The sequence below is a fragment of the Allomuricauda sp. NFXS6 genome (genome assembly GCF_040148835.1).
In the GTDB taxonomy this organism is placed as follows: Bacteria; Bacteroidota; Bacteroidia; order Flavobacteriales; family Flavobacteriaceae; genus Flagellimonas.
On sequence record NZ_JAGEMG010000011.1, the window covers coordinates 86,330 to 99,274 of the forward strand.

Genomic DNA, 12,945 nt, shown 5'->3' on the forward strand with positions numbered 1-12,945 from the left:
TCAATGACCAATTAACAATAAACAATGGTCAATTTCCAATCATCCAATAATCCACCTTTCACCCTTTAACCTTCATCCAACAATCCAAAAACTAAATCTCTTCTTTAATCTCAGGCCTTAACATTAGGTAACCCTTCGACTCCGCTCAAGGCACGTCTTTCCAATAATCCAACAATCGAAGCTCCTCAACTGCCCTTCACCAATTCAAAAGAATGGCTATAATGCTGCTTTTACCGCCTCCACCATTTTTTGGGCACGTTCGGCCACTTCTTCCTGCGTCCAGCCCAGTTTAATCAAGCAAGAAATGTTTCTGGACATCCATTTATCTGATTCGGAGAAATCAGCTTTGCTGTAATCGGGTAAAGACCCTTGCACATCTTTTGGCAAATTGCCCAATGATTTCATCTCGGTCAAATGTTCCCATTTTTTGTAGTAGTGCCAATTGTTATTGTACCAGTAAAAACATCCGTCCACACCAGCCTCAATCAATTCCTGATGGGTAATTTGTGCCAACTCTTCCGACGGCATAAAAAAGTTCAGAAAAGAATAGTTTTCCTCTCCCCCATCGGGAACCGTTCTAAATACTACTTCGGGAATACTGGACAATGCTTCTCTCAAAATACCATAGTTTCTTTTTTGAATGGCAATAAATTCATCCAAACGAGCCAATTGAGCCACACCGACTGCGGCATTCATTTCGGAGATTCGGAAATTGTAGCCTAAAAACGGGTGCTCCTCTGCCCCCCTGTTGTTTCCAATATGATCGTGACCGTGATCGGAATATTTGTGGGCATTCCCATAATACACTTCGTTATCCGTGATCACAGCCCCCCCTTCTCCACAGGTAATGGTTTTTACATAATCGAACGAGAAACATCCCAAATCGCCAATGCTTCCCAACGGTTTTCCGTTGTAAGTTCCTCCAATGGCCTGACAAGCATCTTCCAACAATAATAATCCGTGTTTGTCGCAAATAACTTTCAAGGCATCCAAATTCGCCATTGAACCGCACATATGCACGGGCATTACCACTTTGGTTTTTGGGGTGATGGCTTTTTCCACCGCTTTGGGCTTCAAAGTCAAGGTGTCATCAATATCTACCAAAATAGGGACGGCTCCCAATGCCAAGATAGATTCAAAACTGGCCACAAAAGTAAAGGTGGGCATAATCACTTCATCACCTGCTCCAATACCGGCACTTGCCAAAGCTACCGTTAATGCAGCTGTACCGCTACTTACGGCGTGGGCGTGTTTGGACTGCATCCGTTGGCACAAACCAGCTTCCAGTTCCTTGGTTTTCCAATGTCCGTTCCGCATGCCATCGAACCCGTAGCGCATCAGCACTCCAGAGTCTATTACATCCTGTACTTCTTTTCTTTCCTTATCCCCAAAAAGTTCAAATCCTGGCATAATTCAATTTTATTTTAAAAGAACCATAGTTTGATGGCCATCAAGACTACGGCAATTACTAAAAATGTTTTTATGAATCCGTCTCCTTTTTTCACGGAGAACCTACTGGCAAACCATGCTCCCGAACCATTTCCAATGGCCAATACAAGTCCCAATTTCCAATCCACCTTGTCGTTGAATACAAAAACCGCCAAGGCGGCCAACATATAAATGAAAACCACGGCCACTTTGGTTGCGTTGGACCTAACCAGATTCATTTGATTAAAGTAATGCAAAAATAACAACATCAAAAAACCAAGTCCTGCATTGATAAATCCTCCATAGATTCCAAAAAAGAAGAAAACGATCATGGCCACCCAAAGGTATTTGCCCGTGAGGCGTTCCTGCATCTCCTCCACGCGCATTTTGGGTTTAAAAATGATGATAAGCACGACTGTAATCATCACTATAGCCAAAATTCGGTTAAAGGTTTCGCCATCGATATCCACGGCAATATAGGCCCCGATAATGGAGCCCAAAAAAGCAGAAATCCCCAAATACACATTAAAAGGATAGGTGGAGATGCCCTTACTCCTGAAACCAGCGGTGCCCATAGCGGTTTGAATCACAATGGCTACCCGATTGGTGCCATTGGCCACGGCTGGCGGCAATCCCAAGAAAATAAGCGTGGGAAGGGACAGTAAGGAACCTCCTCCCGCTACGGTGTTTATAAATCCCACCGCAAAACCTACAGCAATCAACAGTAAATAATGGTACCATTCGAGCATAAAAACAAAGGTATCACCATTGTTTTGAAAGGGCGTACTGATTTTTATAAACTTTAATCAAGTTTAAAATATTCAAAATAATAAACTATTGTATCTGAATTTCACAATATTAGTTGGTCAAAATTACCAATATGTTATATTTTATTACATTTGGAGTAATCATAAATCCATAATCATGAAAAAAATCGCATTATTTATGTTGGCCACATTCTTTGGGCTGAGTTTTGTTCAGGCACAAGGTGATTTCAAGGCAGGTATCCACGCGGGGCTTCCCATTGGCGATGCCGGTGACTTTGCAACTTTTGCCATTGCAATTGACCTGGGCTATCTTTTTGATGTCTCAGATGAGTTTCAAGTGGGACCCACTGCGGGCTATTCCCATTCTTTTGGCGATGAAATAGGAGGTTTTGAAGTTGACGACGTGCAGTTCTTACCTATTGCCGCCGCAGGGCGCTTTAGTGTTTCCGATGAATTTTCGTTAGGAGCTGATCTTGGTTATGCCATTGGCATAAGTGATGGAAATGACGGAGGCTTTTATTATGCCCCCAAAGCAGCTTACTCGGTGAGTGAGCTCATGGACATTGTGCTTGCCTACAGGGGAGTTGCTCTAGATGGCGGCAGTTGGGACATTATTTCCCTTGGAGTGGAGTTCAACCTGAATTGAAGCTCTCTGCAAACTTAACTGAAATCCGATGTGCTTAGGTTTAGGCACATCGGATTTTTACTTTTATGTGCAATAAACTAAAAAGGTCTTTTGGGATAAGAAAAAGCTTTATATATTTGCACCCGCTTAGGAGGAATGGCAGAGTGGTCGAATGCGGCAGTCTTGAAAACTGTTGAGGGTCACACCTCCGGGGGTTCGAATCCCTCTTCCTCCGCTGAGAGACATCATCTCAAAACAAGAAACCCTGTAAATTATTGATTTACAGGGTTTTTATTTTTTTTGGTATCAAATGATATCAGATAATATCATCCTAATAGGTGCCCAATTCGGTGTCACCTGTAATCTTACTAAAAAGGGACACCCAATATCATTTAAAATATTGTTAATCAATACATTACAAGGATTATTCTTTAATATTTTTTTACTAATTTCAAGGTAAATAATGTTAAAATAGGTATCCCTTTTATGTTATCTCTCTTATTCTACATCAAAAAGCACAAAACCGACAAAGTAGGTCGGGCATGTTCATTGTGTCCTTTGTTTTAAAAAAATTGTTACACTATTGAGCAAGCCCCATCCCTCAAACTTTATTGTTTGTCGTAGATGATTGTGATCGCAAGCAATTAAAATGTATGCAAAAGTGTCCTCTTTTTGGAGTATCCTGTTCATCCTCCCTTATCAATTTCCACCAAAACCTGGAAGAACCAATAAAGGAACACTGGTTTGAGTCCCTACTTTTTTTACTATAGGTTCTCGGGTTAACCTTTCAAAAAAACCATGTGAATGTTTGGTTAGGACAACCAAATCCACTTTCAACCCTTCAATAAATTTCAAAATGGCATCCGCTACATTGGATGACATGGGAACATCGTGGGGCGTTACTGGGAATTTCTTGAACCTTTCCATTAAAACTTCCTTATTGTTTTCTTGCTGTTTCGATAATTTGAATTCCTGCGCCACATAGAACATATGAATCTCCGATTTCCATACTTCCATCAACTCTAGCAAAGAAAACAACATGTTTTTGGGAACAAAATGCATATAATCAGTAGGAAAGGCCAAGGATTTAAGCCTTTGGAAATTAAAAGAACCGGGGACTAACAGCATTGTGCAATTATCGATTCCACGTATAACCTTTAGGGTGTTGCTTCCAAAAAGAAACTTATTTGATCCAGTGACTCCATGGGTCCCCATAACAATATTGTCTATATCCAGTTTTGGGATTAGCGTTTGGATGCTTTCCACCAATCCACCAGAAATGGACAATGTCTCAAAAACATGGTCTTTGTTCTTGTGGTTTTTCAGCAAATACTCTTTGATTTTATCTAGTTCACCTTTCGATTCAGCAGCCATTGAACCATAAATGTTTCCTGCCCTGGAAGTGCTCTTAAAGCCTGACACATTCTGTAATTTCGGTTCATAAGTGTGCAAAAGGTAAAATCTACATGTTAATGGCCCATACAGTTTGATGGCCGTAAAAATGGCATTCCATGCGTTTTGGGAAAAATCGGTGGGCAAAAGGATATTCTTCATAGTATTTATATTTTAAATCTCGGAAGTATCGGGCAGTACCAAAAAAGGTGTTTGGCAATGATACCCAACAGCATCCACATTCTGCTTCATCATAAGTCGTTCTAAAAAGGTGTGTTTCCTGTTCATCATGGCCACCAGTCCAATGTGGTTCCTTTCAATATAATCATGCACAATATTGGGCATATATTCATCCGTGTTATCTGTAAAAACCACATTGGGAATACCTTTAAACATTTTTTTGAGATGTTCCTTGTTTTCAGATTGTGCCTTGGTAAGGTCATGCCCTTCCAGAGCATGTAGTACATGGAGGTCGACCCCAAATTTTTTGATCATGTCCAGGAGAGGTTTCAGCTCATTGGGTTTATATTTTGACCAATAATCCGTGGGCAACAACACTTTTTTAATGTTCTTGAAACGGTAACCGTTGGGAACGGCCAAAACGGGCACAGCTGCTTTTCTGATGACATGTACGGTATTGGAACCCAGAAAAAATTCCTTTGCACCGGTCGCACCTTGGGTTCCCATCACCACCATATCAATTTTTCTATCTTGGCAAACCTCATTGACCTCGTCGGGCAGTGTGTTGAAGGCTGACAGGATTTCCAGGGTATGTCTTGGATTGTGGTGATCGTTTTTAATCCGATCTAATGTATTTTCCAATCCATTCAAGGAAATATCGACCCCAATGTCCGGAATGGCACTGGCCATGGGACCACCCACCATGTAATCAATTCTATAAAAAGCCGGTGTGTAAGCGTTCAATAGATAAAATGTACATTTCTCCTCCTTAAAAAGTTCCAGAGCGTAAAGGATTGCGTTCCATGCATTCTTGGAAAAATCGGTGGGCAGCAGTATTTTTTTCATAATCTTTTACTTTAAAAGGAATTGGATGCTTCCTTTGCAAACAGTTCTTTGTTCCATTCAATATTAAGGTATGCCAGGCTTTTTTACCATGACCTGAATCATTTCACAAAGTTCCCCTGATAACCTGATTACGGAACTTTTGCTGATCTTGCTCATATTCCAGATCGGTATTTTGTTTGTAATTTGAACATTATCCCATGCCAAGTACCATGAAATACTTTTTGCTGTTTTCTATCTTGTCGTCCCTCCTATTCGCATGTACCGATCCCAAGGAAAAAATATATCCGGAGAAACTGCCGATGACCGAATCCGTATATGCTTCCGCCACGGTACAACCCGATAGCCTTTATCAGGTTTACTCGGTGGCCATGGGCATTTTGGACAAGATTTGGGTGGAAGAAGGCGATAAGGTGGCCAAGGGCGATCGTATTCTACAGATTATTAACACCTCACCTGAGCTAAACAAAGAAAATGCTAAACTGGCATTGCAACTGGCCCAAGAGAACTATTCTGGTACTTCGGGAATTCTGAACAGCATAGCAGACGAAATCCAAGCTGCCAAGCTCCAACAGAAAAATGATTCCATCAATTATTTCCGTCAAAAAAAACTCTGGGACCAAAACATTGGTTCAAAATTGGAATACGACAACAAAAAATTGGCCTATGAACTTTCCCAAAATCGTCTGGGATTGCTCAAAAAGAAATATGAACAGACAGAAAATGAGCTCGAAACCCATCTGAGACAAGCTGAAAACAATTATAAAACCTCGCTCACAACGTCGAATGATTTCACCATAACCAGTAAAATAGACGGCAAGGTATATGCCCTCTACAAAAATCCCGGCGAAATTGTGAATACATTGGAACCCGTGGCGGCAGTGGGAAGAAGCGATAAATTTGTTGTGGAGTTATTGGTAGATGAGGTGGACATTGTTAAACTCAGTATTGGGCAAAAAGTGTTCATTACACTTGATTCCTACGGTCCCAAAGTTTTTGAAGGGACCTTGGACAAAATCTATCCCAGAAAAGATGAACGTTCCCAAACGTTCAAAGTTGAAGCCTTGTTCAATAAGCCTCCAAAAACCTTGTATCCCGGCCTATCAGGAGAAGGCAATATCATCATTGCCGAAAAAAAGGAAACCCTGACCATCCCCAAGACATATCTGGTCGACGAATCAACAGTAATCACGGACGAGGGAGAAACTAAGGTTACCATTGGCCTGCAGAACATGGTATTGGTAGAGATTTTGGACGGCATCAACGAAAACACGGTAATATACAAACCAGAACCATGATCAATTGGAATGTAATATTGGACATTGCCAAGACCCATCTTCTCACCAAGATGAAATCCACCGTTACTGCTACGCTAGGGGTTACTTTTGGGATTGGGGCCTATATTACACTGGTCAGTTTCATGACAGGGCTAAACACCATGCTGGATGATCTGGTGTTGAACCAAACTCCCCACATCCACATCTATAATGAGATCCGTCCCTCTCCTGAACAACCCATTGCCCTTTATGATGATTTCAAGAACACATTCAACGTGGTGCACTCCATAAAACCAAAACAAAGCCAGAAAAAGATACACAATGCGCTCCCCATTCTAAATTATCTGAAAAAACAGCCAAACGTGGATGGAGCCACGCCGCAACTCAGGGCACAGATCTTTTATCTATCCGGTTCCATGGAGCTGGGCGGTAATCTGATTGGGGTGGATATCATGGAGGAAGTCCGTTTGTCCAACCTACGGGACAATATTGTGCAAGGTTCCCCTGAAACCTTGAAGAACAATGATAATGGCATTCTCTTGGGGGCAGGATTGGCCGATAAAATGTCCTTGTCCGTTGGAGACAGGGTACAGATAAGTACGGTATCCGGTAGTATTTTTCCTTTGAAGATAGTGGGCATCTATCAAAGTGGCATTGCAGAAATTGACAATGTACAAAGCTTTGTCAATCTCAAGACCGTCCAGCGCATTTTAGGGGAAGCAGAGAATTATGTCACTGATATCAATATCAAATTGTTGGACATAACCGAGGCACAATCGATGGCAGAACGCTTGGGAAAACAGTTCAATGTCAAGGCTATGGGAATCAACGAGGCCAATGCACAATTTGAAACGGGATCGAACATCAGGAACCTTATTACCTATGCAGTTTCCATTACGCTGCTTATTGTTGCCGGCTTTGGCATTTATAACATATTGAACATGCTGATCTATGAAAAAATGAAAGACATTGCCATACTCAAAGCAACTGGTTTTTCAGGAACGGATGTGCAGCTCATCTTTATGAGTCAGGCCATAATCATAGGATTGGTCGGTGGTTTTTTGGGGCTAATGGTCGGATTTGTACTTTCAAAAATAATTGACCAGACTCCTTTTGAAACTGAGGCGTTGCCCACCATCACCACGTACCCTGTAAACTATGACCCGACCTATTATATCATTGGGATCACTTTTGCCCTTTTATCAACCTTTGTTGCAGGCTATTTGCCTTCCAATAGGGCCAAAAATATCGATCCTGTAAAAATCATCAGAGGAACTTAATCTAGCCTATGAACCTTGTCCTTGAAACCAAAAATATCAACAAGCACTTCCATAAACCCAAGGATTTTCATGTTCTGAAAGATGTTTCCTTTAGGGTCAAAAAAGGGGAGTTTGTTTCCATTATGGGCAAATCTGGGTCTGGAAAATCCACCTTGTTGTATGTTCTTTCCACTATGGATACCGATTATAGCGGGGAATTGTATTTGGGCAAAGAATTGATTACTGGGAAAACCCAACGTGAACTCTCCCGAATCCGTAATAAAAATATCGGTTTTGTGTTCCAATTCCACTATTTATTGTCCGAATTCAGTGTTCTGGAAAATGTGATGTTGCCCGCGAAAAAACTTGGCGAAAAATCCCCCGCCGAGATTGAACGCGATGCCCTGCATAAACTTGAAATGCTCCATATAGGTCATTTGGCCCACCAGCGGGCCTCTCGGATTTCTGGAGGGGAAAAGCAGCGCGTGGCCATTGCCCGAGCGTTGATCAACAACCCTACGATCTTGATGGGCGATGAACCCACTGGAAACTTGGACAGCCAAAACTCTGAAAACGTATTCAATATCTTCAAAAAACTCAAGGAGAAACAAGGACTTTCGCTCTTGGTGGTAACCCATGATGAGGATTTTGCCAAAAGAACCGATCGCATTATTCAATTGGAAGACGGAAGAATTGTGGCTCAATAAAATATGGACTTGTTTAAACTGAGCAAGGGAAGTTGGGTCTTGGACATCATCTGCTTTACAAAATCCTTGTGGACAAAGGAGGACGCAATACTTTTTCTGTTCCGCTCCAACATGACCAATACATCCATTTCCCCACGTTCGGCATACTGCGTCAGGGCATCAGAAACATTGTCGGAATGAATCAGTTCAAACCCCAATTTTTCATACTTGACCTTTTGGAGCAGTATTTTTTGGAACCACTGCATCTGTTCCTCACCTTTTTCCCAATCCAAGGTGTTTACATGAACTATTTTAACAAAAGCTTGATATGGACGTGCCATGCTTTTAACGAGCCAATCAATGGCATGTATATCCGTTTCTTCAAAATCGGAAGCATAAGTTATACGCGCTATTGAAAATTTATCCGCAGTTGGTGGGATCATCAAGAAAGGACAGGGACTTTTATTGATCATTACCTTGCAGTTGCTGCCTATTATCATATCCTTGAGTGCACTTCTGCCTTTTGTGCCCATAATGACCATTGAAGCGTCAAACTCGGTAACAGCGTCAATGATGGCATCGTTTATTATGGCATTTTCCTTTACTATTAACCGGAGCTTTGTGCTGTTTTTAAGTTCTCCCAGATGCTCTTTATAGAAATCGACCAGTTTTTTGCGATTTTCTTCGAATGCTTCTTTTTCCATCTTGGCGTATGTTATGCTCAAAGGGGTCAGCAGCGCCACATTCAGATCAAACACATGGAGCACCAACAACCTTGATTCGAGTTTTTTGCTCAGGGCATTGGCCATTTTTAGGGCCGCTTCGGAATTTTTGGAGCAATCTGTGGCGCAGAGTATGGTTCTCATCGTTTTTTATGTGAAACTATTGGTTTTTGATAGATGTGGGAATGATTTTGGTCAGCTATGTCCAGTTGAGTATCCTAGTTTCTGCAAATCAAAAACATGGGTTCTCTATTTAACCCTTTAAACGAGTCTTGGATGATCCACATCATTTCACTTCGAGGGTATTGTTTTTAATTTAGTTCCACTTAGTTGTAAAATGATTTTATTTAACCTAAAAAACAATTGCGTTATGTCATTAGTAAAATTTAGAAACAGACCTTTTGGGAACCTCATCGGTTCCGATTTTTTCGATTTTGACGATTTTTTTGAAGATCGTGTATGGGACACCAATCTGTTGAAGGACAGTTTTTGGAACGGAAAAACCACGATTCCGGCCATGAACATCAAAGAAACCGATGATGACTATGAAATTGAGTTAGCCGCGCCGGGCTTTAACAAGAAAGATTTTAAAATCACCATTGAAAATGGATGTTTGAACATTTCTGCTGAAAAATCGACCTCAGAGGAAGAGAAAAATGCGAATTACACCCGAAGGGAGTTCAGCCACAATTCCTTTGAACGTTCTCTTCAATTGCCAGACTTCATAAAAGATGATAACGTCAATGCAAAATACAATGATGGTATACTGCGGTTTAAACTGGTAAAAAAAGAAGAGGCCAAAAAAAAGAAACCCAAGGTGATCCAAGTCTCATGAATTGAACTTTTAGCCCAGTCCCCATTACAGTTTCCGCAATCTTTTTCATGGAATTCCTGTGATGGGGATTTTTTGTTCCTTTTTTACCAAAAAACACATAAACTTACCTTACAAATACCATGAGCTACAATGCCTTTGCCTTTCCATGGGAACAAGTGGTCAAAGACCTAAATAGCAATATAGCAAAAGGATTAGGTGCCCATGAAGTAAAAAGTCGCCTGGCCCAGTATGGCGAAAATTATCTCCCCGCCCATGCAAGGAAGGGAAAATTGGCCATCCTAAAAGATCAATTTGCCAATCCTATTTTTTACATTCTTTCCATAGCGGCTGTTCTGAGTTTTGTATTTAGTGAGTGGTTAGAGGCCATTACAGTCTGTATTGTCATCCTAATTACCATACTTATTGGATTTTTCATGGAACTCAGTGCGGTACGATCCCTGGAATTGCTCCGGGATATTGGACAAATGGAATGTCGTGTGATAAGATCTGGTAAGACTGTAAAAGTACCGGTCACACAGCTTGTTCCTGGAGATATTCTTACGTTTGGAATCGGGGATGTCATTGCCGCCGATGCTCGCTTGATAAGCACAGAAAACCTTGAGATGAAAGAAGCTATTCTCACAGGAGAGAGTACTCCTGTAGAAAAGGATTCCAAGACTTTAGGGCAAAACATCCCCGTAACAGACCAAAAAAATATAGTCTTCAAAGGCACATCGGTGAACAGAGGGTCGGGAAAGGCAATAGTTGTTGCCATTGGATCGGGCACAGTTTTAGGAGAAATACAGTTGCTTGGGGAGTCGGCCGAAGAAACAGGCCACCCGTTGGATAAGAAATTGAACCAGCTCAGCAAACGTTTGGTTTGGGTCACGCTTGCCTTTGTCTTCCCGATAACCCTATTCGGGATTCTCAGGGGCCAGGATTTACTGATCATGTTGGAAACAGGAATCGCACTTGCCGTAGCCACCATTCCTGAAGGTCTTCCTGTTGTGGTCACCATTGCTTTGGCCAGAGGAATGCTAAAATTGTCCAAAAAGAAAGTCGTCATCAAAAAAAAAAATGGAAGCTGTGGAGACCCTTGGTTCAATTACCATGGTCGCTACAGATAAAACAGGGACATTGACCGAAGACAATATGACGGTACATACCGTTGGACTTGATTGTGGAACATTCCAGAAATTAGATCAAGGAAAAGGCCAATCAATCAAAGCACCAACAAACAAGAGAGCATTGGAGCAGCTTGTGCGGACCAGTGTACTTTGCAACGATATAATCTTGGGTACCGATCAATCGTATTACGATTCCATTGATTTGGGATTGCTTCGATTTGTTGAAAAGCTTGATAAAGATCCGCAGAAAATAAGAGAAGAGTTTCCAGAGGTTTATAAGTTACCTTTTGATGAGGAAATGAAGCTTATGGCAACTGTTAACAAAACCGGTTCTTCATCTTCCTGTGTTTATGTAAAGGGAGCCTTTGAGAGCATAGCTCCAATGTGCACAAAGAAATTGGACAATGGAAACATTGCCAAACTCAACAACATCAACGAATGGGAGGAATCAGTGGAACAAATGTCCTCCCAAGGGCTTCGAACCATAGCCATGGCGTATAAGGAAGTAGAAGGGGCAAATTTTAAAAAAGCAGAGTTGCTCAACAACCTTGTTCTAATAGGAATTGTAGGTTTTATAGACCCGGCGAGGGAAGACGTGAAAGCAATCATGGACATCTACAATAAAGCAGGAGTCAAAGTGGTCATGATGACCGGAGACCATCCCAAAACAGCGCAGAAAATTGCTGAAGATATTGGGTTATTGACCAAGGCAGAAGGAGAAAGTGCGCTGATGGAAGGAAAGGAACTGGACATTGTTAACATAAAAACAGACGAATCCAAAAAACATTTGTTAAGCACTAAAGTGTTCGCCAGAGTCACGCCCAAACAGAAATTGGACCTCATTACATTTTTTCAAAAACAAAACCATGTCGTTGGAATGTTCGGGGACGGAATCAACGATGTACCAGCACTTATCAAATCAGACATTGGTATAGCCATGGGCAGAAGAGGTACTGAGGCGGCAAGGGAGGCCGCGGATATAATCCTAAAAGATGACCGTTTCGGAGCTGTGGAACTGGCCATCAGACAAGGTAGAGTAATCTATGAGCACATCAGACAATTTTTGGTTTATCTTTTGTCGTGTAATCTAGGGGAAATCATTATTGTGGGCGTGGCAGCCCTTTTAAACCTTCCTTCCCCTTTGCTACCCTTACAGATTCTATTTCTGAATCTGGTAACCGATATTTTTCCCGCTCTTGCCCTAGGTTTTGGAAAAGGGGTAAACGATGCAATGGACAGGCCGCCAAGAAAGTCCGGAGAACCCATTATGACACCTTTGCTTTGGAAATCGACATTTCTTTATGGCATTTCCATCACCTGTGCCGTATTGGGCATAACACTTTATGCCAATTATCATTTACTCCTCAACCCTCAACAAATCAATAATTTGGCGTTCTACACACTCATTATCGCACAGTTGCTCAATGTCTTCAATATGCCCAATAGACAGGTCTCGTTTCTTTTCAATGAAGTTACCAAGAATCCATGGGTATGGGGTGCCATTGTTCTGAGCCTTACCATTACGGCACTTGCTTATGTGATTCCATCCACATCCCAAGCACTTTCCTTGGTCTCCTTAAATTGGGAACAACTCCAATTGTCCGTACTATTTGGATTTGGTTCATTGGCGCTGTCCCAGATATTTAAAAAAATGGGCTTCGTGCAGTGAATCATATCATCAAACAGATATCACACAACTCCCTTAAAATATATTGATTGTCAAATATTTAAATCCATTTTATTCCGTTTTGAGGGAGCTTTAGAAAATGATTTATGTCATGTCAAGGTAAAAAGTCATATATTATATTTGGTTGTGTTCTTTTTA

Annotated in this window: 12 protein-coding genes and 1 tRNA gene; 8 read left to right on the forward strand and 5 right to left on the reverse strand. The window is 41.4% G+C overall.

Annotated features, from left to right (window positions below; all coding sequences use genetic code 11):
* Window positions 1-216: 216 nt before the first annotated feature.
* Both J4E06_RS15365 and J4E06_RS15370 read right to left on the reverse strand, forming a co-directional pair.
* Window positions 217-1,410: a DegT/DnrJ/EryC1/StrS family aminotransferase gene (locus tag J4E06_RS15365; RefSeq protein ID WP_349524864.1), complete on the reverse strand. Its 1,194-nt coding sequence runs from the start codon at window positions 1,408-1,410 to the stop codon at window positions 217-219.
* 14 nt (window positions 1,411-1,424) lie between these two features.
* Complete coding sequence (locus J4E06_RS15370) at window positions 1,425-2,177, reverse strand: sulfite exporter TauE/SafE family protein (RefSeq protein WP_349524865.1); 753 nt, start codon at window positions 2,175-2,177, stop codon at window positions 1,425-1,427.
* A gap of 175 nt (window positions 2,178-2,352) precedes the next feature.
* Between J4E06_RS15370 and J4E06_RS15375 the strand changes: the two genes are divergently transcribed.
* A complete protein-coding gene (locus tag J4E06_RS15375) occupies window positions 2,353-2,841 on the forward strand; it encodes an outer membrane beta-barrel protein (protein WP_349524866.1) in 489 nt (162 codons plus the stop codon).
* Between the two features lie 129 nt (window positions 2,842-2,970).
* Window positions 2,971-3,055 (forward strand) — tRNA-Ser (locus J4E06_RS15380).
* Window positions 3,056-3,519: 464 nt separating this feature from the next.
* Here the strand turns inward: J4E06_RS15380 and J4E06_RS15385 are convergent.
* Together J4E06_RS15385 and J4E06_RS15390 are read right to left on the reverse strand one after the other, a co-directional pair.
* Window positions 3,520-4,374, reverse strand: a complete 855-nt coding sequence (locus tag J4E06_RS15385; RefSeq protein ID WP_349524867.1) for a universal stress protein — start codon at window positions 4,372-4,374, stop codon at window positions 3,520-3,522.
* 12 nt (window positions 4,375-4,386) lie between these two features.
* Window positions 4,387-5,238: a universal stress protein gene (locus J4E06_RS15390; RefSeq protein ID WP_349524869.1), complete on the reverse strand. Its 852-nt coding sequence runs from the start codon at window positions 5,236-5,238 to the stop codon at window positions 4,387-4,389.
* 197 nt (window positions 5,239-5,435) lie between these two features.
* Between J4E06_RS15390 and J4E06_RS15395 the strand changes: the two genes are divergently transcribed.
* From J4E06_RS15395 to J4E06_RS15405, 3 genes are read left to right on the forward strand one after another with little or no spacing between them, the layout of a single operon-like run.
* On the forward strand, window positions 5,436-6,533 hold the full coding sequence (locus tag J4E06_RS15395) for an efflux RND transporter periplasmic adaptor subunit (protein WP_349524870.1): 1,098 nt from the start codon (window positions 5,436-5,438) through the stop codon (window positions 6,531-6,533).
* The gene (locus tag J4E06_RS15400) at window positions 6,530-7,792 is read left to right on the forward strand and encodes an ABC transporter permease (RefSeq protein ID WP_349524871.1); all 1,263 of its coding nucleotides are present in this window, start codon (window positions 6,530-6,532) and stop codon (window positions 7,790-7,792) included. Before J4E06_RS15395 ends, J4E06_RS15400 begins: the two co-directional genes overlap by 4 nt.
* An 8-nt stretch (window positions 7,793-7,800) precedes the next feature.
* A complete protein-coding gene (locus J4E06_RS15405; RefSeq protein WP_349524873.1) occupies window positions 7,801-8,478 on the forward strand; it encodes an ABC transporter ATP-binding protein in 678 nt (225 codons plus the stop codon).
* Here the strand turns inward: J4E06_RS15405 and J4E06_RS15410 are convergent.
* On the reverse strand, window positions 8,472-9,323 hold the full coding sequence (locus J4E06_RS15410; RefSeq protein ID WP_349524874.1) for a universal stress protein: 852 nt from the start codon (window positions 9,321-9,323) through the stop codon (window positions 8,472-8,474). The genes J4E06_RS15405 and J4E06_RS15410 overlap by 7 nt on opposite strands.
* Window positions 9,324-9,549: 226 nt before the next feature.
* Between J4E06_RS15410 and J4E06_RS15415 the strand changes: the two genes are divergently transcribed.
* From J4E06_RS15415 to J4E06_RS15425, 3 genes are all read left to right on the forward strand, one after another.
* Entirely contained in the window at window positions 9,550-10,014 is a 465-nt protein-coding gene (locus J4E06_RS15415; RefSeq protein WP_349524875.1) for an Hsp20/alpha crystallin family protein, read from the forward strand.
* Between the two features lie 119 nt (window positions 10,015-10,133).
* The gene (locus J4E06_RS15420) at window positions 10,134-11,120 is read left to right on the forward strand and encodes an HAD-IC family P-type ATPase (protein ID WP_349524877.1); all 987 of its coding nucleotides are present in this window, start codon (window positions 10,134-10,136) and stop codon (window positions 11,118-11,120) included.
* Window positions 11,071-12,789, forward strand: a complete 1,719-nt coding sequence (locus J4E06_RS15425) for a cation-translocating P-type ATPase (RefSeq protein WP_349524879.1) — start codon at window positions 11,071-11,073, stop codon at window positions 12,787-12,789. Before J4E06_RS15420 ends, J4E06_RS15425 begins: the two co-directional genes overlap by 50 nt.
* The last annotated feature ends 156 nt before the right edge of the window (window positions 12,790-12,945 follow it).

Coding starts and splice junctions, on each gene's coding strand:
- J4E06_RS15365 (WP_349524864.1), bottom strand. CDS start 1,410: ATGCCAGGATTTGAACTTTTTGGGGATAAGGAAAGAAAAGAAGTACAG.
- J4E06_RS15370 (WP_349524865.1), bottom strand. CDS start 2,177: ATGCTCGAATGGTACCATTATTTACTGTTGATTGCTGTAGGTTTTGCG.
- J4E06_RS15375 (WP_349524866.1), top strand. CDS start 2,353: ATGAAAAAAATCGCATTATTTATGTTGGCCACATTCTTTGGGCTGAGT.
- J4E06_RS15385 (WP_349524867.1), bottom strand. CDS start 4,374: ATGAAGAATATCCTTTTGCCCACCGATTTTTCCCAAAACGCATGGAAT.
- J4E06_RS15390 (WP_349524869.1), bottom strand. CDS start 5,238: ATGAAAAAAATACTGCTGCCCACCGATTTTTCCAAGAATGCATGGAAC.
- J4E06_RS15395 (WP_349524870.1), top strand. CDS start 5,436: ATGCCAAGTACCATGAAATACTTTTTGCTGTTTTCTATCTTGTCGTCC.
- J4E06_RS15400 (WP_349524871.1), top strand. CDS start 6,530: ATGATCAATTGGAATGTAATATTGGACATTGCCAAGACCCATCTTCTC.
- J4E06_RS15405 (WP_349524873.1), top strand. CDS start 7,801: ATGAACCTTGTCCTTGAAACCAAAAATATCAACAAGCACTTCCATAAA.
- J4E06_RS15410 (WP_349524874.1), bottom strand. CDS start 9,323: ATGAGAACCATACTCTGCGCCACAGATTGCTCCAAAAATTCCGAAGCG.
- J4E06_RS15415 (WP_349524875.1), top strand. CDS start 9,550: ATGTCATTAGTAAAATTTAGAAACAGACCTTTTGGGAACCTCATCGGT.
- J4E06_RS15420 (WP_349524877.1), top strand. CDS start 10,134: ATGAGCTACAATGCCTTTGCCTTTCCATGGGAACAAGTGGTCAAAGAC.
- J4E06_RS15425 (WP_349524879.1), top strand. CDS start 11,071: ATGGAAGCTGTGGAGACCCTTGGTTCAATTACCATGGTCGCTACAGAT.